The following is a 26,354-nucleotide window of genomic DNA, read 5'->3' on the forward strand; positions in this document are numbered from 1 at the left end:
GCCTGGCAGCTCCGCAGTACCCTCGTCCGCTGTTCGGTGTAGCAGCCGATCGTCCCGCGTGCTTCACAGTACCCATGTCACCCCACCCAACTCGCGTGCTACGAGGTGAAGTTGAAATGCGGATGGCTGGATGGCATGGGATGGGACGGATCCGACGAGCTCCCCGGGCCGAGGAACACCCCGACCTCGCCGGACAGGCGCCAGGCTAGGCGTCGGGCAGTGACGCCGTGAGGTGTTCCCACGCCGCGTGTACGTCCTCGCCGACCATCCCGAACTGTGTGATGACCGCGACGCAGCGGCCGTCCTCGTCGTCGAGTTCGATCGCCGAGGTCGGGCCGTGGGCCGCCGTGGAGCGGACGAGGTGGCAGGCCCGGACGGCCGTGAGGTCGATCTCCACCGAGCTGTCGGCGACCGCCGCGAACACCCGGCCGCCGACGGTCCGGTCGGTGACGTGCACACGGCCGCTGCAGGCCTGCATGGCCGCCGGGGCGAACACCGCGACGCCGATCGGCAGTCCGACCGAGCAGACGTGGTCGAGGACGGCCGGTACGACGCCGGCCTCGATCTCCCGGTGTTCGCCGCCGTAGCGGTGGAACGCCCCGCGCCGGGCGATCCCGCCGTCCGCCAACACCGCGTCCAGTTGCGCCAGTTGGTCGCCGTTCTCCCACTCCGATACGTACTCCGATGCGTACTCCGGTACGTCGGGGGGTACGGACGGGCCGGCGGGCCGCCCTCTCGCCGGGACCGTGGGCGTGAGTCCGACCAGTAGCCGGTCCCCCTCGGAGAGCAGCCGGCCCTGGTGCACGGTCCGGCCCTCCGTGTCGAGCAGCCGCAGGGCGACCGCGCCCGTGTCCTCGTCCCGCGCGACCACCGCCGTGTCGACACGGTCGCCGTCGAGGCGCAGCGCGATGGAGCCCGGACGGACGGCGAACGCCTCGCCGCGCAGGCTCGGGACCGCGTAGCTGCCGGCCTGGTCGATCCGGGCGACCGGTCCCCCGGTGACCGCCTGCACGTACTGGAAGAGCGTCAGACACCGCGCCAGCTCCGGCATCCGCGCGTCGATCAGCCGTGCGGTGGCGTTCCGCCTGCCGCAGCAGCCCTCGAACGCGCACCAACTGTCGTGGTTCACCATGCTCAGTACACGTCCCGTACGTAGCGCTTCGCCCGCCGCAGCTCCGCGAGGTACTCCGCCGCGTCGTCGTCCCCGCGTCCGCGCTGCTCGGCGATGACGCCCAGCAGGGCCGCCTCGACGTCCTTCGCCATCCGGGAGGCGTCACCGCAGACGTAGACGTGCGCGCCCTCCTCCAGCCAGCCGTACAGCTCGCGCGACCGCTCCCGCATCCGCGTCTGCACGTACACCTTCTCGGCCTGGTCGCGCGAGAACGCGAGGTCCAGTTCGGTGAGTACGCCGTCCTTCCGCAGCCGGGTCAGCTCGTCCTCGTACACGAAGTCCGTCTCGCGGTGGCGGTCGCCGTAGAACAGCCAGTTGCGCCCGGTGGCGCCCCGTGCCGCGCGTTCGTGCAGGAAGCCGCGGAAGGGGGCGACGCCCGTGCCGGGGCCGATCATGACCATCGGGGCGTCGTCGTCCGCCGGGACGCCGAAGGAGGCGTTCGGCTGCACGAACACCCCGACGGCTCCGTCCTCGCCGACCCGGTCCGCGAGGTACGTCGACGCGACGCCCTCGTACGCCCGGCTTCCCGTGCCGTACCGGACGGACGCGACCGTGAGGTGGACGCTGCCCGGGTGGGCGAGCGGGCTCGACGAGATCGAGTACTGCCGTGCCTGCAACGGCCGCAGCAGCGGCAGGAGTTCGGCCAGGCGCGGCGCGGCGGCGGGCCCCGCGTCGCGGAGCAGGTCGAGCACGTCCCGGCCCCAGAGCCACGAGTCGAGGTCGGAGCGGTCGCCGTGTGCGACGACCGCGGCGAGTTCGCTCGACGGCGCCCGCTCGACGAGGTCCGCGATCAACTCCTTCGACGGGGTGCGGATTTCGCGTTCGGCGCGCAGTGCCTCGGCCGCCTCCTCGTCGCCGCTCGCACCCAGGTGCGTAAGGAGCGCTCCGACCAGCGCGTCGTCGTTCAGCGGTACGACGGCCAGCGCGTCCCCGGCCTCGTACGTCATGCCGCTGTCGCCGAGGTCGAACTCGTAGTGGCGGATCTCCTTGGCGCTGCGCGGGGAGGACAGCAGCCTGTTCACCGCCAGCCGGGAACGGTACGGCGTGCGCTTGTTCCAGGGGGAGCGGGTGCGGGGGACCACGGGAGCCTCGGTGACCGTCGTGGTCGCCGTCGCGCCGGTCTCGGCCACCAGCCGCTCCAGCACCGCCGCCGTCCACTGGGCCGCAGGCTCCTCGAAGTCGACGTCGCAGTCGGCGCGTTCGTGCAGCCGGCCGGCTCCGAGCTGTTCCAGGCGGGTGTCGATGAGCTTCGCCGCCTGGCAGAAGTCGTCGTAGCCGCGGTCGCCGAGCCCGAGGACCGCGTACCGCAGACCCTCAAGCCGCGGTGCCGTGTCGGACTGGAGTGCCTCCCAGAACAGCATGGCGTTGTCGGGCATCTCGCCCTCGCCGTACGTCGAGGTGACCACCAACACGTGGGACATGACGGCGAGTTGCTCGGGCGTGACGGCGTCGAGCGCGGTGGCCCGGCCGCCGAGGCCGCGTGCGCGGGCCCCGGCGACGAGTTCGTCGGCGAGGAACTCGGCGTTCCCGGTCTGCGTGCCGAACAGCACGTCGACCGTGGCCGTGGGCGCGTCGGCCGCCGCGTCGTCCCGGCGTCCGGCCGCCGCGATACCCGCGATGAACCCGGCGAGCCAGGACTCCTGCTGGGCGGAGAACGGCGCGTCGGCCGGGATGAGGGACCCGGTCGGGGGCATGAGGGTCATGCGGTCACCGTCTCGGTCGGGGCCTGCGGGATGTGGGTGTGGCGTGCGGCGATGTCCTCCAGCGCCGCGTTCGCGAGCAACTCGTCGAAGCGGGCCGCACGCACCCGGCCGACGTTCTTCGTGGTCTGGTGGATGATCCAGCCGTAGGTGCCGGGGGCGTCCACGCTGAGGTTGTTGCGCTGCCTCAGCGCGCGCTTGTAGTCGTCGAGGCGCTTGCTCGCGATGAGCGTGGCCAGCTCGTCGTCGTCGAACCGCTCCAGCGTGCCGCGCAGGTACTTCACCACGCGCTGCTTGACGAAGAAGTCCTCGGTCAGGACGAGGTTGCGGACGGCCTCGGCGACCCGGGGGTCGTCCGGGCCACTCGCTCCGGGCACCCGTCGCAGCGCCAGGTCCTGCGCGACGCCGAGCACCGTGTACGACGACAGCAGCGAGAACATGTCGTCGCTGCCCTGGTCGCCGAACGCCGGGGCACGGCCGCCGAGTACGGTACGGCGGTCGCGGTAGTCGACCTTGAACGCGCGCAGCTTGTCGGTGGCGATCGAGGTCGCCAGCTCGTCGAGCAACTCGCCACGGGTCGCCGCCGCGAGGATTTCACCGGCGTCCTGGTACAGGAGCAGCGCGCGGGGCATCCCGCAGTACACGTACCGCCGTTCGCTCTCCCAGTCCTCCAACAGCCTTGCCGCGAGCGGGGAGTTGGTGGCCTCCACATGCCAGGCCAGCAGCAGTCGTACGGCCGCCTCGTGGAAGTCGCCGTGCGCGGTGTCGGTCACCGGGAACACGAGCAGCGAGTCGGCGCTCACCCGGCCGCCGAGCTCGCCCGAGGGGTCGTACTGGTAGAGGAACCCGCCGCTCATGCCGTTGCCGAGGCCCTTGCCGAAGCCGCCGAGGTTGAGGACCGTACCGCCGGTCATGTACTCGCAGCCGAAGTCGCCGAGGCCCTCGACGACGGCGGTCGCGCCCGAGTTGCGCACGGCGAACCGGTCACCGGCCTCCCCCTGTACGAACGTACGGCCGCCGGTCGCGCCGAACAGCGCGAAGTTCCCGACGAGCACGTTGCCGCCGAGCTCGGAACTGCCGCCGCCCGGGGCGCGCACGACGATCCGGCCGCCGCTCTGGCTCTTGCCGACGCCGTCGTTGGCGGTGCCGGTGTGTTCGAGGGTGATGCCGTCGTTGCAGAAGACGCCGTACGACTGACCGGCGGACCCGGTGGTACGGATCCGTACGGCGTCGTCGACGAGGCGGCGACGGCCGCGGTCGTCGGTGGTGAACGCGGGCCCATCAATGGCGAGTTGGTGATTGAGCAGGCGCTCCACGTCGATGGAGAGCTGCCCGCCGACCGACTTGTCGCTGTTGCGGAGGTGGACCCCCTCGACGAGCAGCGCCGGTTCGCGCCGGTCGACGAGCGCCGCGCGGACGCGCTCGATGAGGGCGTCGTCGGTGGTGAAGTCCTTCTCCAGGTACTCCGGGTCGGCCACGGCCTCCTCGGGTACGCGCGCCAGCAGCCGGCGGACGTCGAGGCGTCCCACGCTCGCCGGGTGGTCGAGGAGTTGCAGCAGATCCGTACGCCCACGGGCCTCGCGCAGCGACCGCAGCCCGAGCCGGGCCAGGATCTGCCGGACGTCGTGCGCGATGTTGAGCAGGTACTGGGCCAGTGCGCGCGGATCGCCCTCGAAGGCCTCGGAGTTGGTGGTGAGTCCGGCGGGGCACTTCACGTTGCAGTTCTTCGCCATGACACAGCCGAGCATCATCAGCGCGGTCGTCCCGAACTCGAAGCTGTCGCCCCCGAGCAGCGCCGAGGTGACGACGTCGCCGCCGGTCTGGTGCGCGCCGGAACAGCGCAGGACGACCTTCTGCCGCAGCCCGTTGGCGACGAGCGCCTGGTGCACCTCGGCGACACCGATCTCCGCCGAACGGCCCGCGTACTTGAGGCTGGTGACGGCCGCGGCACCCGTACCGCCGGTGTTCCCGGCGACGTTGATGACATCCGCGCCCGCCTTGGCGACACCGACCGCGATGGTGCCGATGCCCTCCGAGGACACCAGCTTCACGATCACCCGCACCCGCGCGGCCTTGCAGTCGTGGATGAGCTGCGCCAGGTCCTCGATGGAGTACGTGTCGTGGTGCGGGGGAGGGGAGATGAGCTCGATGCCCGGGGTGCCGCCACGCGCGGCGGCGATATCGACCGTCACCTTCGGCGCGGGCAGCTGACCGCCCTCGCCCGGCTTCGCGCCCTGCCCGATCTTGATCTCCAGCTCCTCCAGCATCGGGTCGGCGAGATAGCCCGCCCAGATGCCGAACCGCCCCGACGCGAACTGCTTGATCCGGGAGCCGCGGATGGTGCCGTACCTGGTGTGGTGCTCGCCGCCCTCGCCGCTGTTCGACATCGCGCCGACCATGTTCGTGCCGTGCGCGACGGCCTCGTGCGCGGTCGCCACGAGCGCGCCGTGGCTCATCGCGCCGGAGGCGAGGGCACGGGTGATCTCGTGGGCGGGCTGTACGTCGGTGAGTTGGACACTGTCGGGGGCGTTGTCGAGGAGGGTGAGGAGGCGGGCGGCGGTGCCGGTGGCGGTGACGAGGACGCCGTCCGCGTCCGCCCGGAGCGTCTCGACCTCGCCCGGGTGCGCGAGTGCGAGGCCGTCGGCGAGGGCGGTGTGCCGCGCGGCGTCCCCGTCGAGGCTCAGCCGGACGGTCACCGTTCCCGGGGACCGGTCCACGACGGCCGCGACCACGCCCCGAACCGTGACGCTCGCGTTGCCGCGCGTGGAGAACCGGCCCAGCTCACGGGCGAAGTCCTCCGGGGTGCGCAGCCCGGTGACGTCCGCGGGCAGCGCGAGTACGTCACGCAGCGCGGCCGGCCGGCGCGACCGCTCCTCGTGCGTGGTCCGCAGGAAGGCGCGGTACCCCGGCGTGATCCGGAAAGCGTCGATCTCGGCGTCGCTGAGGGCGTCGTACCCGGTGTTGCGGTAGGCGGCGTCGGTGATGCCGAACGCGTCGTCGAGCTGGCCGAGGGTGAGGAGGCGGAGCGCGTCCGAGTCACCTTGCCTGTCCTGCCCGTTCGACTCTCCCTGCCTGTCCTGCGCGCCCTGGGTGCCCTGCCCGCCCTGTCGGCCGAACTCCGGTCGTTCCTCGGTCATGTCGCCGAAGCCGCGTACGGCCGTGACGCCGAAGGAGTGCCCGGCGCCGTCCGAGCGCTCCTTGAACAGGCCGAGCAGCGGGATCTGCTGCTCGGTCCCGACGGTGCGGGCCCGCTCGTGCCACTGGGTCGCGGCCTGCGCGATGCGGGCGAACCCGACACCGCCGACCGGGGCCTCCATGTGCGGGAAGGCCCGCGCGAACACGTCGTCGCGGGTGTCGAGGTAGTTCGGCTCGAAGAACGCGCCGCCGATGTAGCTCTCGGCGGTGCACAGTCCGACGCGGCCCATGGTCTTGGCGAGCGCCTTCTCGGCCGCCTTGCGGAACCGTGCCAACGCCCGGTCGGTCCCGGTGACTTCGCCCGCGGGGGCGGGATCGCTCGGGTGCTTCTCCTCCGCCCGCAGCCGTGCGCTGAGGCTGTAGACGGCCGAGGCGCCGAAGCCGAGCGCGGTGGCGACGTGGTGCGAGGACGGCAGCTGCCCGCTCTCCGCGACGACCGAGACGCGCAGCCGCAGCCCGGTCTCGATGAGGCGCTGGTTCACGGCGGCGACGGCGAGGACGACGGGCAGCGGCGCGCGCGTGGACGAGATGGCCCGATCGGTGAGGACGGCGATGCCACCGCCCGCCGTGGCGAACCGTTCGACGTCGTCGCAGAGCCGCTCCAGCGCCGCCCGGAGCGCGTCGGCGTTCGCGGTCTCGTCCCCGGACACCGGGTCGTAGAGCATGTCGAACCGCTCCAGCGGAACGATCCGCTGGTCGCGCAGCCGGACCATGTCGAGGTGCCCCAACACCGGTGAGGAAACGACGAGTTGACGCCCGCCGGCGCTCCCCGTGCCATCCGGCTTGGGTCCGAGCGCGACCCGCATGCTCATGCCGTCGGCCTCGCGGATGCTGTCCAGCGGCGGGTTCGTGACCTGGGCGAAGCGCTGCGAGAAGTACTTCGCCATGCCGCCCTCGGTGTCGCTGAGCGCGTTGATGGCGTTGCCGTACCCCATCGCGGAGATCCGCTCCGCCCCGTTGGCGAGCATCGGGTCGAGCATGAACCGGAAGCTCTCCTGGTTCAGCGCGTACGCCACGTACCGGCCGGCGAGCGTGAGATCACCGTCGTAGCCGAGGGTGGTGGTGCCGCGGTAGTAGTCGGGCGCGGGCAGGTCGTCGAGGTTCACCCGTGCGGCGTCGAGGAGTTGGGAGTACGGCCGCCGCGCGGCGAGTGCGTCGAGGACCTCGCGCGTACGCATCAGCCGCCCGCCGCGGTGGTCGACGACGAGCATGCCGCCGGCCTCGATACGCCCGCGGTGCACGACCTCCTCGTCGGGGAAGGCGACCTGCCCGGCCTCCGACGCCACGATGAGGTACTCGGCGGTCTCGACGGTACGCAGTGGACGCAGGCCGAGCCGGTCGAGGCGGGCGCCGATGACGTCCCCGTCGCTGAAGATGACGGCGGCGGGCCCGTCGTTCTTCTCCTCGTAGAGGGAGAAGTATTCGAGCATGTCCCGGACGGCGACGGGCAGGGTCCGGTCGTTCTCCCAGGCGGGCGGCATGAGCGACACGACGGCCTCGACGAGGTCCAGCCCGTCGTCGAACACCCGGCTCTGCAGGGTCTGGTCGAGGCGGCTGGAGTCGGACTGCCCGGGCGGCCGCACGATGCTCCGGGTGCGGGCCCGCGCGAGGGCCTCGTCGCTCAGCCGGTTCTTCCGGTCGGTGTTGAGCTCGCCGTTGTGCGCCATGAGGCGGAACGGCTGGGCCATGGTCGGATGCGGTTCGGTGTTGGTGGAGAACCGGGTGTGGAAGTACAGCGACCGCACGGAGTGCCGCGGATCGTTCAGGTCCCTGAAGTACTCGATGACCTCACCGGAGTTGAGCCGCCCCTTGAGCACCTGGGTCCGCGCGCTCAGCGACAGCGGGTACAGCCCGGCGTAGGTGTCGTCGGCGTAGGCGACGGCCTCGACGGCGAGCAGGGCGCGGTTGGCAGCGGTGTCGACGTCGGCACGGGCCCAGTGCTCCGGCGCCCGGAACACCCACTGCACGATGGGCAGTTGGTGCTGCTCGGCGGCGGGCCGGGCGACGCCGTGGTCCACGGGTACGTCCCGCACGAGCAGTACGTCGAAGCCCTGCTCGGCGATGCTGCGGCCGACGAGTTCGACGGCGGCGTCGCGACGCCGGGCGCCGTCGGTCGCGGCGCCGCGGGTCGTGTCGGCGCCTGTCGTGTCGGCGTCGGTCGGCACGAAGCAGTTGGCGACGCCGAAGTACCCGGCGCGCAGCTCCTCGCCGGTGATCGCGCCGAAGAACTCCACCGACAGGTCGACGCTCACGCCCCCGCCGTCGCCGACACCCTCGGCGGAGGTGCCGCCACGGTGCGGGATGGCGCGGAGCGCTTCGTCGCCCTTGCGGATCACGTCGTGGCTCGGTGCCCCGTCGAGGCGGGTGACGAAGCCGACGCCACAGGCACTGTGCTCGCGGGCAGGGTCGTACAGACCGAAGGTCGGGCGCTTCAAGTGCGGGTCCTCTGAGCGGTTTCCGGCTGGGGGTGCCTCCCAGGCCCTCAAGGCACTGGGGGAGGACGGCCAGGCTGCGTCGGTGAAGCGCTCGCCGCGGGCGGACCGGTGTGACGGCCGGGGCCCTGAGTGGTGCGAATGGGTACAGTAAGGCTTACCTAACTTCAACCGCAAGTGTCCGCCGGGCTCGGACGTGCGTGTTCGCGGCGGACGGCGACGGCGGTCGGACCGCCGTCGGGCCGCGGCACCGGTCTCGTCGACGGTGGTGGACGCCGTCAGCAGCCGCAGGGCGTGGGCGACACGCCGGAGCAGGCCCACGACCGTCCTCGACCGCCCGCCCCCGGACCCGACAACTCCCTGCCATGTGCCACACGCCAGGGCAAGGGTGTTGCAAGAGGCATGCAAGGAAAGCGTCGTGTGCCCAGGGAACCCCCTTCCCGTCTGGTGTACGCAGCGACGAGCTACGGGGGATCGCGTGTCTGTCAGAACGACGAAATCAGCACTGATCGAGCAGGGGCACTGGCTGACGGTACGGGACTGCAAGAGGGTCCTGGTGGTCGTGCACACAGTGACCTTCGCCCAACGACTGCGGGAGGTCTTCGAGCTGCTGGAGACCGACCTGCGCATTCAGCTGGTCTTCACGGTCGCACCACATGCCTTCGGCAACGGGGCCACCGAGTTCCTGCGGAGCCTGGGCATCACCACGGTGCCCTGGGAGGAGGCCCTACGGGCCGAGTTCGACCTCGCGCTGGCGGCGGGCTCGCGCGGAGTGCACGAACTGAGGACTCCGGTCGTACGGATATCGCACGGGGCAGGGCAGATCAAACTGCTCACCGACGTCACCACGCTGGCACCGGGAGAGCGGAGGTCGCCCGGGATGCTGAGCCGCCAGCACCTGCTGCACGAGGGGCGGTTGGTTCCGGCGGCGATCGTCTATGCCCATGACCGGGATCTGGCGGAGCTCGCCCTGTGCTGCCCGGAGGCGCTTCCGGTGGCTCATGTGATGGGCGATCCCTGCGTCGACCGGATCATGGCCGGCAGGCCCGGGCGAGAGTCCTACCGCCGTGCGCTGGGGATCGAGGACGGACAGCGGCTGGTGGTCGTCACGTCCACTTGGGGCCCGGCCTCGACCTTCGGGCGGCTCGACTCCCTGCTGCCGCAGCTGCTGAGCCAGCTGCCGGGCGACGGCTACCGTGTCGCGATGCTGGTCCATCCCAATGTGTTCGCGGGGCACGGCATGAGGCAGGTGCACGGCTGGCTGTCCTGCTGCCAGGGCCGGGGGATCGCGGTCGTCCCCCCGGAGGCCGACTGGCAGGCGCTGCTGATCGCGGCCGACGTGATCCTCGGAGACCACGGATCGCTGACCGCGTACGGGACTCTCACGGATGCGACGATGCTGCTGACGGCCGGACCCCGACGTGAGGTGTCGGCCTGTTCCCCGGCGGCTCTGCTGACCGCCGTCGCGCCCGTGGTCTCTCCGATGTACCCGCTGGCGGAGCAGCTGGAGTACGCGGCACAGCTGCACCGGCCGGGACAGTACGACCATGTCGCCGCCTCGCTGTCGTCGGTTCCGGGTCAGTTCCACCGGCGGATGCGTTCGGTCGTCTACCGCATGCTCGGGCTGGGAGAACCCGCCCGTCCGCCGTTCGTCGCGCCGCCCCAGTCTCCGCCGTCACTGACGCGGTGGGAGATCCCCGCCCACAGCGGGGCCGCGCTGTGAGCGACCGGCGCGCGATCCCGGAGCCGGACGCCGCGTGGGCCACGGTGTGCTTCAGTGCGGAACGGGCCGGTGGGGTGACCGATGCGGTACGCCGCGGTGACGGCTTGGACGACCGGTCGTTCCTTGTCGTCTGGCGTTCGGATGCGGCCCACGGTTCGGCTCTCGTGCGATCCGATCCGTTGCCCTCGTCCGCGGGACGGTATCCGTACCCGTTCTCCTGCGGGCACGCGCCCGGCCCGCTTCCTTGCGATGTGCTCCTGTGGGTGGACGCGGACAGCCCGGAACGGACGCGGCTCATGGAACACGCCGATGTACTCGTGAACCACGTGCCGCTGCCGCCCGAGCCGGCTCACCGACGGGTGCTCGCGTTGCTGGCGGACCACCCTGGATGCCTTGTCGCCGCCGTACCCGACACGGGCACGACGTGTGTCGTCGGGGTACGGGACCGGACGGGTGCTGTGTCGTTCGTTCGGCCGGAGCAGGGCGGGTCCGGTGCCCCGGTCCGACCGCACGCGGTCGTCTCGGTCGTCCATGCCTGGGTGGTGTCCGGGAGATCGCCCCACGTGCTGCGTTCCCTCGCCCCGATGCCACGTCGCTGACCGGTGGGACGGCCGGCCGCGGCGGCGATCACAGCTGCCGCAGCCGGTCGTCCAGGCGTTGCGCGTCCTCGGGGCTCAGGCGTCGGAAGAGATCCCGGGCGGCCTCGTAGCGGCGTATCGATTCCGCATGATCACCACGTGACTCGGCGGCTTGGCCGAGCCATTCCAGGCAGCGTGCCTCCCAGTGCTCCGAGCGGGCATCGCCCGCTCGGAAGCGCGCCAGCGCCTCCCGTAATCGCCGGATGCCGCCGTCGCGGTCCTCGCCGCGCTCCAGGACATGGCCGAGAAGGGCCAGGACGCGGGTCGCCTCGTACGTCTCTCCCAGCGCGTCCAGTTCGGTGCCGGCCCGGCGCAGTTGCCCGGCGGCCGTGGCCAGGTCACCGCCGGCCAGAGCGGTCTCGCCGAGGCGCCGCCGGGAGAGGGCGGCCCCGCGCAGGTAACCGATCGACTCCCTCAGCCGCAGGGCGTGCTCGAAGTGGTCGCGCGCCTCGTCGAGCCGGTGGGTCAAGAGGCTGATGTGTCCCAGTCCGCTCATGGCTTGCGCCTGTTGGCGCACGTCGTCGTCGGACACGGCCATCTCCAGTGCCTGCCGGTACCAGTCGGCCGCCTCCGGGTACCGGCCGGCGTTGCGCAAGCCGATCGCGCCGGAGGTGAGCATGCGCCCCTCACCTTGCCTGGATCCGCTCAGTCGCGCCCCTTCGAGACCGAGGCGGTGCGCCTCGATCCACATCTCGGACGGACGCAACCGGATGAAAAGGGGCCACATGAGGTCCGTCAGACGCCAACAGGAGGAGTGCCAGCCGGCCCGGGCCGAGTGCCGTACGGCGCCCATCAGGCCGTTGCGGTGAGTGTCCAGCCAGCCGAGCGCCTCCTCGGGACCGTCGAGCACGGTCGGAGGCGTTGTTCGCGTGAGGTGATCGTGCCCCGGCAGCCGGTGGCTGGGGGTGAGGATGCTCTCCGCCGAAGCCGCGGTGGACAGGCACCAGTCGACGAAGCCGCGCAGTGTGCGCTCGTGCCGGCCGGGGCTCTCCAGTTCTTCGCCGAGCCGACGGGCGTGAGGCTGGACGAGGTCGTGGAATCGAAAGGTGCCCGGACCCGTCTCCTCCAGGAGGTTCGCCTCCACGAGCGCGTTGACGGTGGTGTCGGCGATGTCGGGGGCGTGCCCGGGGGCACGCGGTCCCTCCCCCTCGACCGCGAGGGCGGTCAGCAACGAGAGGTCGTGGCGGTCCGCGGGCAGCAGTCCCATGCGGCGGTACAGCGCACGGCTCTCGTTCGGCAGGACGTCGTACGACATGTCGAGCGCCGTACGTATCACGGCCTCTCCGTCGATGCGCAGCGTGCCGACGGCATCCTGACCACGGGACAGACTGTCGGCCAGGGCGGACACGGAACGGTGAGGGCTCAGGGCGAGCTGGGCGGATGCCAGGGCCACTGCCAGGGGCAGTCGGCCGCACAGTCTGACCACCTCACGCGCAGCGGTCGGCTCGCGCGCCACGCGTGTCCCACCGCCGACGGCGAGAAGCTCGACGGCCGACTCGGCGGGGAGTCCCGCCAACCGGTGTACGGACGCGCCGTCGACACGCAGCCCGGTCAGGTTGCTTCTGCTGGTCACCACGGTGAGGCCGGTCGGTGTACTGAGCAGGAGCGGGCGTACCTGAGCAGCCGTGAACCCACTGTCCAGCAGGACGGCCAGCCGCAGCCCCGAGGTCATCGAACGCCACAGCGCACTCCGCTGCGCGATCCCGGCAGGCACCGATGACGCGCCGAGCGCGACCAGGAAGGCTTCCAGAACGACAGCCGGGGAGACGGGCCCGCTTTCCCCGTCGGTGGTCGGTCCGCCCAGGTCGGCGTAGAGCTGGCCGTCGGGAAAGCTGCCGGCGTGCTCGAACAGCCAGTGGGTGGCGAGGGTGGTCTTCCCGATGCCCGCGAGCCCGCTGACGACCAGTACCTGGGGTGCGTGCGGTGGCCGCTGGGTACGCAGGGCGTTCAGAGCCCGGCGGTCGGCCTCCCGGTCGATGAACCGCGCGGTCACCGGCGGCAGTTGACGGGGCACCGGGAGGAGGGGCCGGGGTGCGGGGGAGGGCGGGTGGAAGTGGATGCCCCCGTGGACGTCCCGTGCCTGCACGCTGGGGCCGTGGAGCGCGGCATCGCCACTGATGACGTTGGTGGTCGCCGCGGGTGTGGGGCTGGGTGGCGTGCGGGCCGGGCCAGGATGGCGGCGTAACCACTCGGTCAGCGCGTGCCGTGTCGCTGTGTCGCGTGAGGCCAACTCGCGGAGTTCCAGGGCAAGTTCTCGCCTGAGCGCCGCATCGGCCGGCTGTGCCCCGGTGGCCTGCGGGGGCCAGAGCCGGGCCACCGACGGGTCCGCGCGGGACGCGGTGTCCACCACCCGGGCCAGATCGCGCCACGCGGGGGATTCCGGATCGGCGTCGCAGACGGCGATGGCCGACAGCAGCGCCTCCGGTCCGTCCGAGGAGAAAGCACGCACGTCCACAACTCCTTTCGGTTCCCGGGAGTCACTCCCCGCTCCGGACAAGACGTGAACCAATGCGGCTACTTATCGGTCAATCTTGAGCGCATAGCGTCCTCTTATGGTCGGTGATGCCAGGTCCATGACACTCTCGAATGCTCGGCAATCACAGGCCCTACCGGCGGGGAGGACGCTGGTGGAGTTCGAGATCAGGCTTTCGGGATCGGTGGAGATTCGGGCAGCGGGCCGCCGTAGTGATCTCGGATCGACAAAAACGACGGTCACGCTCGCGGCTCTCGCCTGGGACGCGGGCCGTACGGTGAGCGTGGACACCCTGATCCACCGCATCTGGGACGAGCATCCGCCCGGCAAGCCCAGGGAGGCGCTGTACGCCCACATCTCGCGGATCCGGGGTTCCCTGCGGATCGCCGGGGGAGACGCGCCCGCGATCGTCAGCCGCACCAACTCGTATTCGCTGGAGGTCGACCCGGACCGGGTCGACCTGCGCTGCTACACGAGCTGCGTCGAGCGAGCCCGTCCCCTCAGGGACAGCGGGGACGGGGAAGGCGCACTGCGCCTGCTGGACCGGGCGGAGAGTCTCTGGCACGGTGAACCGCTGACCGGGATCACCGGATCATGGGCCGAGCACCTGCGCGCAGCCATCGGCGAGACCGGTCTTGTCGCCGCGATGACGAGAGCCGAGATCCTCCTCGACGGAGGGAGGTTCACCGACGCGGTTCCTGTGCTCCTGCCACTGGCCGAGGCACATCCCGTGGACGAGGCCCTGGCCGAACGACTGGTCGTCGCCCTGTACGGCAGTAACCGGACGGCTGAGGCGACCAGACTGCTCCAGCGGACGCGGCAGCGAGTCGTCCGTGACATCGGTCTCGACGCCGGCCGTGGGCTGCACCGGGTCCACCAGGGAATCCTGGCGGGGACCCCTGCGGCGGCCCTGCTCCCCCGCGCCGGAGCGGACGAGAAGGCGGCTCCGCGGCCGGCGCATCGGGTTCCGGACAATCTGCCGCGCGACGTTCCGTGGGTCGGGAGGCGCCACGAACTGCGGCGGCTCACCGCGGCGCTCTGCGAGGGACGGGGAGCCTCGGACGTCGTGACCGTCGAGGCGATTCATGGAATGGGAGGCGTGGGGAAGAGTGCCCTGGCTGTCCATCTGGCGCATCGATTACGGGACCGGTTCCCGGACGGGCGCATCTTCCTTCACCTGGGCGGGTGTTCCGCCGACCGCACCCCGCCGACTCCCGTACGGGCTCTCACCGAACTGCTGCGGCTGCTGGGCCTGGCCGCCAAGGAACTGCCGCGCGAACTCGATGAGTTGGTCGCACTGTGGCGCTCGGTGGCGCGTGACCGCCGGATGCTGGTGATCCTGGACGACGCGACCTCCTCCGCCCAGATCCGCCCCCTGCTTCCGGGCGCTTCCCCGACGGCGGTTCTCGTGACCAGCCGCCGACGGCTGCCCGAACTGCCCGGAGTGCGGCCGGTCTCTCTCGACGCGCTGCCTCCCGAGGACGCGGCGGCGCTCTTCTCGCAGAGACTGGGGAGAGGGCGCCAGACCGATCCGTCGGACGTGGCGAAGATCGTCCGGATCTGCGGGAGCCTCCCGCTGGCCATCGAGATCGCCGCGAGCCGGTTGCTGGCCCGCGCCTCGTGGACCACGTCGGACCTGTTGCGCCAACTGGCCGGCAGCGGTGGCCATCTGGCCCAACTGCACGACGTGGACAGGGCGTTGGCTCCTGTCTTCGCAGCCTCGTACGACGCGCTGAACGCCGGGCAGCAGCTCGTCTTCCGCCGCGTCGGGCTGCATGTGGGGGTGGCGTTCGGGCCTCGGGCGATCGCCGCGCTCACAGGATTCTCCCTGGACACGGCCGAATGTGTACTCGAGGAACTTCTGGCTCATCACCTTGTGTCCGAGCCCACTCCACATCGTTTCGTGATGCACCAACTTCTGCGCGACTATGCGCGGTCGCTGATCGAGGCCGGCGACGTCGATTCCGAGAGCGATGTCCGACAGGCCGAACAGCGGCTGGCGGATCACTATGTTCACACCGCGGACCGGGCCGACCGGCTGGCCTATCCCTTCCGCTCGCGCACGGAACTCGATGCCGGAGAATCCGCCGCTCCGCCGTGTCCGGAAATCGTCGACGCGCAGTCGGCAGAACAGTGGCTGATCGCCGAATCGGCAAATCTTCTTGACACCCTGAACTGGTTTGTAAATCGTGGCTCGGAACGTCAACTCGCCATGTCGGTCCACGTGTTGGCGGGATTCCTGGACATGGAGGGGCACCTTGCCGCGGCCGAGCCGTTGCTGCGACGCGCCGCGGCGCATTGGAGCGCTGCAGGTGACAGCGTGGCCGAGGCGCGAGCCCTGCTCGACCTCTGCGCCGTGTACACCCACGGTTCCCGCTACGACGAGGCGATCTCGGCCGCGCGCGAGGCGCTCGACATCGCGCGTTCCCTGCGGGACCGGGTGCTGCAGAGCGAGTGCATCCACCAGCTCTCGATCTCCCTGTGGCAGACGGGTCAGTACACGCTGGCCAGATCGCTTCAGAAGGACTCTCTTGATTTTCTACTGCAAACAGGAAATCGACTCGGGATCGCGCGTTGTCGAAACTTGCTGGGAATAACCCACCTCCACCTGGCGGAGAACGAAGAGGCGTTGGCTTGCTTTACCTCGGCTCTGGCCGATTTCACAGATATAGGAGATGAGCGGGGAAGGTATAGCGCACTGAACAACGCGGCGGAACTCTACAAAAGAACAGGACGTCTTGAGGCCGCGGAATCCGCTTACCGTCAGGCGATGGTCGTGGCGGATCGGATGGGAAATCCGAGGGACAGGGCCACACTCCGGATGAATGTGGCATCGGTCATGGACGCGCTCGGCCGGACCGATGAGGCCCTCGCGTTGTACGGCACGGTGCTACCGGTGCTGCAGGGCGTAGGCGATCGGCGCGCGGAGGCGATCGCGCTCACCCGAATCGGCAGGGCACACCGTGCGGCCGGCCGCACGGAGGAGGCCCTACGGCAACATGTCGCCGCACTTGAGGTGGCACGTGCCATTCACGCGGCGGGTGAAGAGGCCGACGTGCTCTACGACCTCGCCCTGGCCGAACGGGATGCGGGCCGCACGGCTCAGGCCGTGGCTCACCTGGAGTCCAGCGTGGAGGTCTGCCGGCGTACAGGGGCCACCGCCGAGGAGGCCCGTGCCGCGGAGGTGCTGGCCGAGCTTCGGGGCGAAGCCACTGCGTAGGCAATTGAGGGTCGGCGGGGCCGAGGCGTAGGGATACACGCGTAAACCGGCGCAGAGTTCAACTGGGTTGCCGTCGGCGTGCCAAGATTCCAGGGTTAGCCGCTATTCTTCTCGGCGTACGAGGCACTGGCGCCGCCGTTCCTGGTCGGAGTTCTGCCTCGCTCGCGTTTCAGGCGTTGTCCGTCGCTTCGTGAAAGACCGAAAGGTGCAAGGCTTCGTGAGATACCTGCTTGCCGCCGTGACACTGACATGCATCGCATATGCAATCAACAGCGTCCCCGGCTCGACCTACTTGATCATATGAACGACCCGGTGTCCGGTACCGAGGCGCCGGCAACAGGTACCGGACACCGGTGCGGGCACGGATCCGATCTCGGTGAACCTTCTCGCGGCTGAGACAGGCGCTTCTCTGAACGCCGCACGGCCGGGGCCGGAGCTCAGCGCACCGGAAACCCGAACGAGTAACCCCGCTCATCCAGTCGGGGAAGGATCCGGCGCAGGGCCTCGACCGTCTGGGAGCGGTCGCCGCCCGCGTCGTGGAAGAGGAGTGTCGGTCCGTTCGGGACCTCGCGTTCGACGGTGGCGACGATGGCGTCCGTGCCCGGCCGCTCGAAGTCCTTGCTGTCGACGTTCCAGCCCAGCGGGCGCATGCCGCGGGAGGCGGCGAGCGTGCGGCTGTAAGGGGTGAAGGCCCCGCCGGGCGCCCGGTAGTACATCGGGCGTACGCCCCCGGACGCCTCGGTGATCATGCGCTCGGCGTCGAGGATCTGCTTCGACTGGTAGGCCTGGGTGTTCTTGTCCATGGTGGTGTCGTGCGACACCGAGTGGTCGCACAGCCGGTGCCCGGCCGCGACCACCTTCTTCACGAGGTCCGGGTGGGCCTTCGCCTGCGTCCCCACCATGCAGAACGTGGCCTTCACCTTGTACTGCCGCAGTACGTCGAGGACTTGGGGCGTCCAGACGGGGTCGGGGCCGTCGTCGATGGTGATGTTGACACCGCGCGCGCCCTTGTCCGAGGCGTGCGCGATGGCCACCGCGACCGGCTTGACGTCACTGCCCGGCCTGGCCGTCGCGGGCGTCTTCGACGAACCGCCCACGGCACCGGCCTGCGCGGACCACGCCGAGGCACCCCCGGCGAGCAACGCCACCCCGAGCGCCGCGCCGAGCACCTTGCCGTACCAACCCCGCCCGCCGCCGTGCCGCGCCATGTCCGCCCCGCTTTCCCGCAGTTGCCCGCCGATGCCCTGGTCGACCCGCGACCATCAGGGAGGACGAGGATCGGCGGCCACCGGATGCGTCCGTTACCGATCAAGGACAATCCCGGAGTGGTTCCCGGACAACCGGGCCACCGGCGGGCGGAATCGAGCCGGTCGGCCCGGTCCCGCCCGCCGGTGGCCCATTGCTGACGCCCGTGCCGGCGGAACCGTTTCATCAGGACGCCGTGTCCTCCTCCGCGGATGGTGGTTCCACGCCGCGGAACCACCCGTGACAGGGGGCCGGCCATGGGGCAGGTACGCGAGGGGGCACGTTTAGGGGCTTGGGCCGTCGCAGGAGTCATCGGCCTGGCGGTGGTGTACGTGATCGGGGTGTTCGCCTTCGGTGGCGCGGGGTGGATCACCGCCCCGTTCCGCGGTGAGGCGGACGAGCGCAACAACACGGTCGGCTCGGGCGAGTTCCGGCAGGCCACGTACGAGGAGTTCTTCGATCTGTGCGAGGCCGTGCAGAACGCCGAAGGGACGATCCAGGTGCTCCAGGAGGAGCGGAAGGCCGCTTCGGAGACCCGCAGGACGCAGATCGACCAGTCGGTCACCGCGCTGAGGGCCACGCGGATCGAGTCGGTCAACGACTACAACTCGAAGGCCGCCCAGGAACACCGCGCGCCCTTCCGCGACAAGGACCTGGCGTACCGGCTTGACGCCGGCGCCGAGCGCACGACATGCACCAACTGATCCCGTCTCATCCCCGTCCCGTCCCCGCCTCGTCCAAGGGAAGAGGGCAGCACCGCATGAGGAAGTTCGCACGCACGGCCCTGGCACCCGTCGTCGCGCTCGTCGTGGGCCTCGCCCTGACGTCCTGCACCGACTCCAGCCAGGACAAGGAGAACAAGGCCAAGCAGAAGGGCTACGACCACCTGGTGGCCCAGCAGCCGGCGGGCCGCATGGAGTACTCGCCGACCCGCGAGGCGATCAACCAGTGGGTCAAGACGTGGGGGAAGCGGGGCAAACTCTCGTACGTCTACATCCAGAACGCCAGAGGCGAGTACGGGTACTTCGTCATGAAGGGCCTGCCCGTGCCGCGCTGCAAGATGCTCACTCCGACGGAGAAGGTGGAGCACTCCGACAGCGGAGTCGCGGTCCTCGCGCAGCCCGGTATGGACGGCACGTACACGACGGGGTCCACCTGCAACGCGTACTACGGCTTCGACGCCACGACGGGCGCGTACATGGAGTTCACGGTCGGCACGAACCAGTCCTTCTTCCTGTTCGACAAGCCCATGACGATGCCGGAGTACGCCAGCGCCAAGCAGCTGGGGCCGACCTCGGTGAAGGACGTCAAGAAGTAACCCCGGTCGGGCCGCCCCTCAGCGCAGCGCGCTCTTCCGCTGCCAGTCGGTCCACGAGAGGTTCCACGCGCCGAAGCCGTTCCCGGGCGCGACCACGCCCTTGGTGTCCTTGCCGGTGATCTCGAACGGGTCGCCGGGCCGCACCTGTCCGTAGAACCAGGCCGCGTTCGCGTCGCTCATCCCTATGCAGCCGGAACTCTGGTTGGAGTTGCCGAAGTAGCGGGCGTTCCACGGCGCGGCGTGGGCGTACATGCCCGACCAGGTCAGCCGCATCGAGTGCTTCACCATCTTGTCGTAGGCGTTGCCCAGGCCCACGGTCTCGGAGTTCATGTTGATCGTGCCCTCCTTGGCCATGAGCACGGCGGTTCCGCGCCAGGAGCGCTTGTCACCGCCGGGCGTGCCGCCGGAGACCGGTATGCGCCGGACCGTCTTGCCGTCGCGTACGAGGGTGAGCTGGTGGCGGTCGAGGTCGACCTTGGCGATCTGCCGGGCGCTGATGGTGAAGGTGGACTCGTAGTCGCGTACGAACCAGCCGCCGGCCGCGCCCGAGTCGGTGCCGTTCAGCTCGGCGTTCAGCGTGACCTTGGTGCCGGGCTTCCAGTACGTCTTGGGCCGCCAGTCCACCCGGTCCCGGCCCGACCAGTCGGTCAGCCAGCCCCAGGAGCCCTCGGTGTCGTTCGAGGTGGTGATCCTCAGCTGCTTCTCGACCTCGGCGCGGTTCTTCACCGGGTTGTCGAAGACCAGGGAGACCGGCTGGGCGATGCCGACGGTGGAGGCGGAGCCCGGCCGCCAGTCGACCTTGTTGACCTTGTCCGCCTCGGCCGTGGTGAAGGCTGCCTTGGTGCTCTTGGCGGTTCCGCCCTCGGACTTGGCCGCCGCCGTCACCGTGTACGCCGCGCCGGGTACGGACTTGCGGGCGGAGACCCATGACCGGCCGTCGGCGGCGACCTTGCCGGCGAGCTTGTGGCCCTCGGCGTCGGTGACCGTCACCGAGGTGAGTGTGCCGCCCGCGGCCGTGACCCGCACGGGCTCGCCCGCAGGGACCCGTTCTCCCGTGGGCGTGACGGTGACCGTGACAGGGCGGTCGTCGGAGTTCGGCTCGGCGTCCACCTTGCTGTCCTGGGCGCCGGAGGATCCGCTCGACGAGCAGGCGGCGAGCGGCGCCAGCAGGGCGGCCGTGGCGGCGGCCACGACGACGGCCCGGACGCGGGCCCGGACGTTGGCAGGGGCATTGGCATGGGCGAGTACGCGGGTGCGGGGCGACCGGGACATCGGAACCTCCGGGAAGGCGGGAACGGGGTGGGCCAGAGTCGGCGATGTCGTGACTGTAGAGCCGGAAAACCCGAGGTCAGCAGCCGTGGAGCAATGTGACGGCGACTGGTGAGGAACGGTCATGGTCCGGTCACATTCGCCGGACGGAGCCGTCATGGACCGCTGTGAGCATCCTTTGCGACCCCGCGAAAAGGCCCGCGAAATGGCCCGCGAGAAGGCCCGGGGAGAAGGAGAGGAACGGACTGTGTCAGCGCTGCTCGTGCTGCCCGGCCGCGTGCCCCGGCAACGGAACCCGGGCGTGGCCCTGCGAAACATCACCGCGGAGACCTACCGCGCCTTCCTCGCGTCCCCCGCCGGCGCCGCCCTCGGCGCCGGCTTCCTCCAGTGCCCGTCCTGGGCCGACGTCAAGGAGGGCTGGCGCGGCCAACTGCTCGGCTGGGGGCCGGATCCGGAGGCGGGTGAACTGACCGGCGTGGCCCTGGTGTTGCTGCGGCAGTTCCCCGGCACACGGAAGTACTTCGCCTACCTTCCCGAAGGGCCCGTCGCCGACTGGAACGACCCCGACGTCGACGGCTGGCTCGGTCCGCTCCTCGAACACCTGCGCCGCGCGGGCGCCTTCGCCGTACGTATCGGCCCGTCGCCCGCCTACCGGCGCTGGGACGCCACCCTGCTCAAGCCGCTCGCCGGCCCGGGCCGGCGCCTGGGCGACGTACTCGCCACTGAGGTCGACCCGCTCGGCACCGCCGTCGCCGAGCGGCTGCGTGCCCGGGGCTGGCGCCGCTGCGGTGGTGACGGGACCGGAACCGGAGCCGACGGAGATGCCCAGCCCCGGCACGTCTTCCAGGTGCCGCTCGCCGGTCGCACCCCGGAGGACCTGTGGCCCGGGCTCAACCAGGAGTGGCGGCGCAACGTGCGCCGGGCCCGGAGGGAGGGTGTGGAGGTGGTGGTGGGCAGTGCGGCCGAACTCCCCGAGTTCCACCGGCTGTTGGGCATCACCGAGCGACGCGACGGGTTCCGGCTCGGCCGCTCGCTCGCCTACTACGAGCGCCAGTACGCGGCCCTCAACGCCGAGGAACCGGGCCGGATGAAGCTGTACCTCGCCCGGCACCGGGGCGAGATCCTGGCCGCCCACACGATGATCACGGTGGGCCGCCGGGCCTGGTACCAGACCGGCGCCTCGGCCGACCACCGCCGCGAGGTCCGGCCCTCCAACGCCCTGCAGTGGCGGATGCTGCTGGACGCCCACGCGCTGGGCGCCGACGTCTACGACATGCGCGGGGTACCCTCCACACTCGATCCTGAGGAACGTACGTACGGACTGCTGCGGTGGAAGCTCGGCACCGGCGGACAGGTTGTCGAGACGTTGGGGGAGTGGGAGAAACCATTGGGCGGCAGCGCCAACCACGCGTTCTACCGCGCCTTCCAGGCGTACCTGAACCGCCGATGACGCAGACGACGCCGCCGAACTCGGCGAACCCGACGACTGGGACCACCACCGCACCGATGAAGACGGCGGCCCGCGGCAGTGCCGTCATGGCCGCCGGATCCATCGTCTCCCGGGCCACCGGTTTCGCCCGCTCCGCCGTGGTCGCGGCGGCGCTCGGCACCATCGGGCCGACCGCCGACGGGTACGCGGTCGGCAACGCCCTGCCCACCATCGTCTACATGCTGCTCCTCGGCGGCGCGCTGAACGCCGTCTTCGTGCCCGAGCTGGTCAAGGCCGCCAAGGAGCACGACGACGGGGGCGCCGCGTACACCGACCGGCTCGTCACCGTCTGCGTACTCGCCCTGCTGGCGATCACCGCGACCGCGGTGTGGGCGGCGCCCGCGATCGTGGACGCGTACACCGACTACACGGGCCCGCAGGCGGCCATGACCACCGCGCTCGCCCGCTACTGCCTGCCCCAGATCTTCTTCCTCGGACTGTTCACACTGCTCGGGCAAGTACTCAACGCACGCGGCAGGTTCGGCGCGATGATGTGGGCGCCGGTTCTCAACAACCTTGTCGTCATGACCGTGTTCGGGCTGTACCTGGCGCTGGCCATGGGCGGCGGCGACACGCTCACCGCGACCGAGACCGCCGTGCTCGGCTGGGGCACGACCGCCGGTATCGCCGTCCAGGCACTCGCCCTCCTCCCGGCGCTGCGCGCGGCCCGCTTCCGCTGGCGGCCCCGCTTCGACTGGCGCGGCAGCGGACTCACCCGCCCCCTGCGCGCGGCCGGCTGGCTGGTGCTCCTTGTCCTGGCCAACCAGGCCGCGTACTGGGTCACCACCCGCCTCGCCACCACCGCGGGCCTCGACGGCGGCCCCGGCTACGGCGCGTACAACAACGCCTATGCGCTGTGGGTCGTACCGCACGGCATCATCACCGTCTCCGTCGTGACCGCGCTGATGCCCCGGATGAGCGCCGCCGCGGCCGACGGGGACACCGACGCCGTGCGCCGCGACGTCTCCCACGCCCTGCGCGTCTGCGCGTCCGCCGTCGTACCCGCCGCCTGCGCGCTGTTGGCCCTGGCCCAGCCGGTGATGGCCCTCGTCTTCGGGTACGGCAGGACAGGCGCCGACGACACGGCCGCCATGGCCGGGATCCTGATGGCCTTCGCGCCGGGACTGATCGCCCTGTCCGGCCAGTACGTCCTGTCCCGCGCCTTCTACGCGCTCTCCGACACCCGTACGCCGTTCCTGCTCAACCTCGTGATCGTCGCCCTCAACGCGGGCCTGTCCCTGGCCGCCGCACACCTGCTGCCGGCGCGCTGGGCCGTGACGGGCATGGCGGCGGGGTACTCCCTGGCGCTGTGCGTGGGCATGGCGGTGACCGGCCTGGTGCTGAGCCGTCGGCTCGCCGTCGCCCGACCCCTGCGCTCGTCCGCCGTCGGCGCGCACGCGCGGCTGCTGCTCGCCGCCGTCCCCGCCACCGCGCTCGGCCACCTCGCGGCCGTGGGCTCGGTACGGGCCGGTGCCCTGGTCGCCGCAACTGCCGGGGCGGTCGTCGTCGTCCTCGTCTTCGCCCTGCTCGCCCGCCCGCTGCGGCTCGCCGAACTCGACGCGCTGCTGACCGGCGTACGCCGCGGACGCACCCGGACCTGACCACCCCCCTGGCACCTAGGGAGAACCGCCGATGCCCCGCGTGCTCCTCATCGAGGACGACCCTTCCGTACGCGAGGGGGTCGAACTCGGTCTGCGCCGCCGCGGCCACGACGTACGGACGGCCGCGACCGGCGAGGCCGGCCTCGCCGCGATGACCGAATTCCGCCCCGATCTGCTGCTGTTGGACCTGATGCTGCCCGGCATGAACGGCGTACAGGTCTGCCGGCAGGTCCGCGAGCAGAGCCAGCTGCCGATCATCATGCTCACCGCGCGCGGCGACGACTTCGACGTGGTCGTCGGCCTGGAGGCCGGTGCCGACGACTACATCGTCAAGCCCGCCCGCCCCGAGGTGATCGAGGCCCGGATCCGTGCCGTGCTGCGCCGCCTTGACGACAGTCCGGGCCGTCCGGCCGTCGTGGTCCACGGAGAACTCACCGTCGACCGGGTCGGGCTGACCGTCACCAAGGCGGGCCGGCCGCTCGCGCTCGCCCCCTCGGAACTCAAGCTCCTGCTGCACCTCTCCGCCGCCCCCGAGCAGGTGTTCAGCAGGCAGCAACTCCTTGAGCACGTCTGGGGGCACAGCTTCCACGCCGACGCCCGGCTGGTCGACGCGTGTGTCGCCCGGCTGCGCGGCAAGATCGAGGACGAGGTCGGCAGCCCCCGCTACGTCCAGACACTGCGGGGCTTCGGCTACCGCTTCGGGCCGCTGTGAGCAGCGGCAGAGGCGGCGACCGGGCGAGGGTCAGGGCGTTCGGGCTGCGTACGCGGCTGCTGCTCGCCTTCCTGCTGGTCGCGGCCGTCAGCGCCTGCACGACGGCCGCGCTGACCTACCGCGAGGCCCGCAACTCGCTCCTTGAGACCGCCCAGGACACGGCGGTCACCTCGTTCCGTGACCACGTCCAGCAGACGGGCTTCTCCCTGCCCGTGCAGAAGGAGGGCCTGGAGGAGGTCCTGCGCGACATCGCCCGCAAGGGCAAGCCCCACCCCTGGGTGGTGTTCGCCGAGTACGGATCGATCCGCGCCTCCTCGGGCGAGAACCCCGTCTCCACCGTCATCACCCCCGAACTGCGCCGCGCCGCACGGGCCGACGCGCACGGCAGCTTCGAGCGGGTCGTCAAGGACGGCGTCCCCTACCTGACCATCGCCATGCCCACCGTCTTCAAGGCCAGCCCGGACAGCCTGCTGCCCAGCGGACTCGTCCTGTACGCCGTCATGCGGATGACCGACGAGCAGGTCAACGTCGACGCCCTCCTCATGGCCGGCCGGGACGGCGCCCTGCCCGGCCTCGCCGTCGCGCTGATCCCCGGCCTGATCGCCGCACGCAGCGTGCTGCGCCCGGTACGGAAACTGCGCGAGGCCGCCCGGAACATGGGCAGCGGCAGACTCGACACCAGGATCCCGGTGCGCGGCAGCGACGAACTGGCCGACCTGGCACACACCTTCAACGACTCGGCGGGCCAACTGGAGCAGTCCGTACGCGAGTTGCGCGAGGCCGAGGAACGCGCCCGCCGCTTCGCCTCCGACGTCTCGCACGAACTGCGCACCCCGCTCGCCGGAATGCTCGCCGTCACCGAGGTCCTCGACGAGGACGCGGACGGCCTGGACGCCGACACCGCCCGGGCGGTCCGGCTGGTCAGCGCGGAGACCGGGAAGCTCGCCGTGCTCGTCGAGGACCTGATGGAGATCTCCCGCTTCGACGCCCGCGCGGCCGAACTGAACGCCGACGAGGTCGACGTGGCCGAGGCCATCCGCCAGACCCTCGACAACCGGCACTGGACCGACGACCGGATCCGCACCGAACTCCCCGACGGCATCCGGGCCCGGCTCGACCCGCGCCGCTTCGACGTCGTGATCGCCAACCTCGTCGGCAACGCCCTGCGGCACGGCGGCGCGCCCGTCACCGTACGTCTGCGCACAGAGGCACGCTCCCCGGGCCCGCCCGTGCTGATCACCGACGTCGTGGACAGCGGACCCGGCATCCGCCCCGAGGCGCTCCCGCACATCTTCGACCGCTTCTACAAGGCCGACGCGGCCCGCACCCGCTCGGCGGGCAGCGGCCTGGGACTGGCGATCACCCTGGAGAACGTGAAGCTGCACGGCGGAACGATCCACGCCGGGAACCGCCCCGGGGGCGGTGCCGTCTTCGCCGTCGAGATACCGCTTCACGTGGAGGGGACCGGCGGATGAGGGGTGCGCGGAGGCGCCGACGTGCGTCGGCCGTCGCCTTCGCCGTCACGGCCGCCGTACCGCTGCTCGGTGGCTGCGGAATCCGGGAGACCGACGTCATCGAGGCGGGCGGTCCCGCCAGCGTCCAGGCCTTCTTCGACCGCGAGTCGGAGATGCTGCTCTTCTTCCGTTCCCCCGACGGAGGGCTGAGCCCCGTGATCCGGACGACCCGGCCCTCGGCCGGTTTCGGCGACGGCTACGAGGAGTCGGGCTCCGGGAACCAGAACTCCCGTGGCACGGTGGGGCCGGTGCCGACGGAGAAGGTCGTCCTGGCGCTGCTCGCCGGTCCGCGGAAGGTGGACCGGGCCGCGGGCCTGGGCACCGCCCTCCCCAAGGCCCGCCCCGGCGGGACCGTCAAGGTCGAGTCCCCCTCGGCCGGCCGGGTCACGACCCGCCTGCCTCTCGACCTGACGGGCCTGAACAGCACTGCTCTAAGCCAGCTGACCTGCACGATCGCCTACAGCCAGGACGCCGACGGCCAGGTCGTCGTGGAACTGACGGGCCAGGACGGGACATCGAGATCCGGCACCTGCGGACTCGCCCCCGGCAGCACCGGCGACACCGGCGACGTACCCGCGGAGACCGGGACCCGGGCAGGGACCACCTCACGCGCCCGGCCCGCCCCGTCCGGCACGTTTGGCACGACGGGCTGAG

At 71.1% G+C, this 26,354-nt stretch carries 15 protein-coding genes; 9 read left to right on the top strand and 6 right to left on the bottom strand.

Going from position 1 to position 26,354, the window contains the following annotated elements; genetic code table 11:
- Positions 1-205 precede the first annotated feature (205 nt).
- From ACH4YP_RS11635 to ACH4YP_RS11645, 3 genes are read right to left on the bottom strand one after another with little or no spacing between them, the layout of a single operon-like run.
- Positions 206-1,132, bottom strand: coding sequence for a hypothetical protein (locus ACH4YP_RS11635; protein WP_398490402.1), 927 nt, complete (start codon positions 1,130-1,132; stop codon positions 206-208).
- A gap of 2 nt (positions 1,133-1,134) precedes the next feature.
- Complete coding sequence (locus ACH4YP_RS11640) at positions 1,135-2,874, bottom strand: sulfite reductase flavoprotein subunit alpha (protein WP_398490403.1); 1,740 nt, start codon at positions 2,872-2,874, stop codon at positions 1,135-1,137.
- The gene (locus ACH4YP_RS11645; RefSeq protein WP_398490404.1) at positions 2,871-8,501 is read right to left on the bottom strand and encodes a glutamate synthase-related protein; all 5,631 of its coding nucleotides are present in this window, start codon (positions 8,499-8,501) and stop codon (positions 2,871-2,873) included. The genes ACH4YP_RS11640 and ACH4YP_RS11645 overlap by 4 nt, the downstream gene beginning before the upstream one ends.
- Before the next feature lie 475 nt (positions 8,502-8,976).
- On the opposite strand from ACH4YP_RS11645, the gene ACH4YP_RS11650 reads away from it, so the two are divergent.
- Positions 8,977-10,221 carry a hypothetical protein gene (locus tag ACH4YP_RS11650; protein WP_361057924.1) on the top strand — a complete coding sequence of 415 codons (1,245 nt, stop codon included), beginning with the start codon at positions 8,977-8,979 and terminating at the stop codon, positions 10,219-10,221.
- A gap of 627 nt (positions 10,222-10,848) precedes the next feature.
- On the opposite strand, the gene ACH4YP_RS11655 is transcribed toward ACH4YP_RS11650, so the two are convergent.
- Positions 10,849-13,308, bottom strand: coding sequence for a tetratricopeptide repeat protein (locus ACH4YP_RS11655; RefSeq protein ID WP_398490405.1), 2,460 nt, complete (start codon positions 13,306-13,308; stop codon positions 10,849-10,851).
- 124 nt (positions 13,309-13,432) lie between these two features.
- Here ACH4YP_RS11655 and ACH4YP_RS11660 point away from each other — a divergent pair, with 124 nt between their 5' ends.
- Positions 13,433-16,552 (top strand): tetratricopeptide repeat protein, encoded by a 3,120-nt coding sequence (locus ACH4YP_RS11660; RefSeq protein WP_361057928.1) that lies wholly within the window; start codon positions 13,433-13,435, stop codon positions 16,550-16,552.
- Positions 16,553-16,989: 437 nt separating this feature from the next.
- Here ACH4YP_RS11660 and ACH4YP_RS11665 read toward each other — a convergent pair whose 3' ends face one another.
- Positions 16,990-17,760, bottom strand: a complete 771-nt coding sequence (locus ACH4YP_RS11665) for a polysaccharide deacetylase family protein (RefSeq protein ID WP_361057930.1) — start codon at positions 17,758-17,760, stop codon at positions 16,990-16,992.
- A 294-nt stretch (positions 17,761-18,054) separates the two neighbouring features.
- Here ACH4YP_RS11665 and ACH4YP_RS11670 point away from each other — a divergent pair, with 294 nt between their 5' ends.
- Both ACH4YP_RS11670 and ACH4YP_RS11675 read left to right on the top strand, forming a co-directional pair.
- The gene (locus ACH4YP_RS11670) at positions 18,055-18,501 is read left to right on the top strand and encodes a hypothetical protein (RefSeq protein ID WP_398490406.1); all 447 of its coding nucleotides are present in this window, start codon (positions 18,055-18,057) and stop codon (positions 18,499-18,501) included.
- 56 nt (positions 18,502-18,557) lie between these two features.
- A complete protein-coding gene (locus ACH4YP_RS11675; protein ID WP_361057934.1) occupies positions 18,558-19,115 on the top strand; it encodes a hypothetical protein in 558 nt (185 codons plus the stop codon).
- Positions 19,116-19,133: 18 nt separating this feature from the next.
- On the opposite strand, the gene ACH4YP_RS11680 is transcribed toward ACH4YP_RS11675, so the two are convergent.
- A complete protein-coding gene (locus tag ACH4YP_RS11680) occupies positions 19,134-20,387 on the bottom strand; it encodes an Ig-like domain-containing protein (protein WP_398490407.1) in 1,254 nt (417 codons plus the stop codon).
- 244 nt (positions 20,388-20,631) lie between these two features.
- Between ACH4YP_RS11680 and ACH4YP_RS11685 the strand changes: the two genes are divergently transcribed.
- Genes ACH4YP_RS11685 through ACH4YP_RS11705 form a run of 5 tightly spaced genes read left to right on the top strand, consistent with a single transcriptional unit; the run spans position 20,632 to position 26,353 of the window.
- Positions 20,632-21,834 carry a lipid II:glycine glycyltransferase FemX gene (locus ACH4YP_RS11685; RefSeq protein WP_398490408.1) on the top strand — a complete coding sequence of 401 codons (1,203 nt, stop codon included), beginning with the start codon at positions 20,632-20,634 and terminating at the stop codon, positions 21,832-21,834.
- A complete protein-coding gene (murJ, locus tag ACH4YP_RS11690; RefSeq protein ID WP_398490409.1) occupies positions 21,831-23,474 on the top strand; it encodes a murein biosynthesis integral membrane protein MurJ in 1,644 nt (547 codons plus the stop codon). Before ACH4YP_RS11685 ends, murJ begins: the two co-directional genes overlap by 4 nt.
- Positions 23,475-23,505: 31 nt before the next feature.
- Complete coding sequence (locus ACH4YP_RS11695) at positions 23,506-24,186, top strand: response regulator transcription factor (RefSeq protein ID WP_361057940.1); 681 nt, start codon at positions 23,506-23,508, stop codon at positions 24,184-24,186.
- Positions 24,183-25,661: an ATP-binding protein gene (locus ACH4YP_RS11700; RefSeq protein WP_398490410.1), complete on the top strand. Its 1,479-nt coding sequence runs from the start codon at positions 24,183-24,185 to the stop codon at positions 25,659-25,661. The genes ACH4YP_RS11695 and ACH4YP_RS11700 overlap by 4 nt, the downstream gene beginning before the upstream one ends.
- Positions 25,658-26,353: a hypothetical protein gene (locus ACH4YP_RS11705; protein WP_398490411.1), complete on the top strand. Its 696-nt coding sequence runs from the start codon at positions 25,658-25,660 to the stop codon at positions 26,351-26,353. The genes ACH4YP_RS11700 and ACH4YP_RS11705 overlap by 4 nt, the downstream gene beginning before the upstream one ends.
- Position 26,354: the final 1 nt, after the last annotated feature.

Origin of the sequence: Streptomyces sp. NPDC020747 (genome assembly GCF_044334695.1) — a bacterium.
In the GTDB taxonomy this organism is placed as follows: Bacteria; Actinomycetota; Actinomycetes; order Streptomycetales; family Streptomycetaceae; genus Streptomyces.

Bases quoted from the DNA above. Each gene is read 5' to 3' on its own strand.
- ACH4YP_RS11635 (WP_398490402.1), bottom strand. From the start codon at position 1,132: ATGGTGAACCACGACAGTTGGTGCGCGTTCGAGGGCTGCTGCGGCAGG.
- ACH4YP_RS11640 (WP_398490403.1), bottom strand. From the start codon at position 2,874: ATGACCCTCATGCCCCCGACCGGGTCCCTCATCCCGGCCGACGCGCCG.
- ACH4YP_RS11660 (WP_361057928.1), top strand. From the start codon at position 13,433: ATGACACTCTCGAATGCTCGGCAATCACAGGCCCTACCGGCGGGGAGG.
- ACH4YP_RS11665 (WP_361057930.1), bottom strand. From the start codon at position 17,760: ATGGCGCGGCACGGCGGCGGGCGGGGTTGGTACGGCAAGGTGCTCGGC.
- ACH4YP_RS11670 (WP_398490406.1), top strand. From the start codon at position 18,055: ATGGGGCAGGTACGCGAGGGGGCACGTTTAGGGGCTTGGGCCGTCGCA.
- ACH4YP_RS11675 (WP_361057934.1), top strand. From the start codon at position 18,558: ATGAGGAAGTTCGCACGCACGGCCCTGGCACCCGTCGTCGCGCTCGTC.
- ACH4YP_RS11680 (WP_398490407.1), bottom strand. From the start codon at position 20,387: ATGTCCCGGTCGCCCCGCACCCGCGTACTCGCCCATGCCAATGCCCCT.
- murJ (WP_398490409.1), top strand. From the start codon at position 21,831: ATGACGCAGACGACGCCGCCGAACTCGGCGAACCCGACGACTGGGACC.
- ACH4YP_RS11695 (WP_361057940.1), top strand. From the start codon at position 23,506: ATGCCCCGCGTGCTCCTCATCGAGGACGACCCTTCCGTACGCGAGGGG.
- ACH4YP_RS11705 (WP_398490411.1), top strand. From the start codon at position 25,658: ATGAGGGGTGCGCGGAGGCGCCGACGTGCGTCGGCCGTCGCCTTCGCC.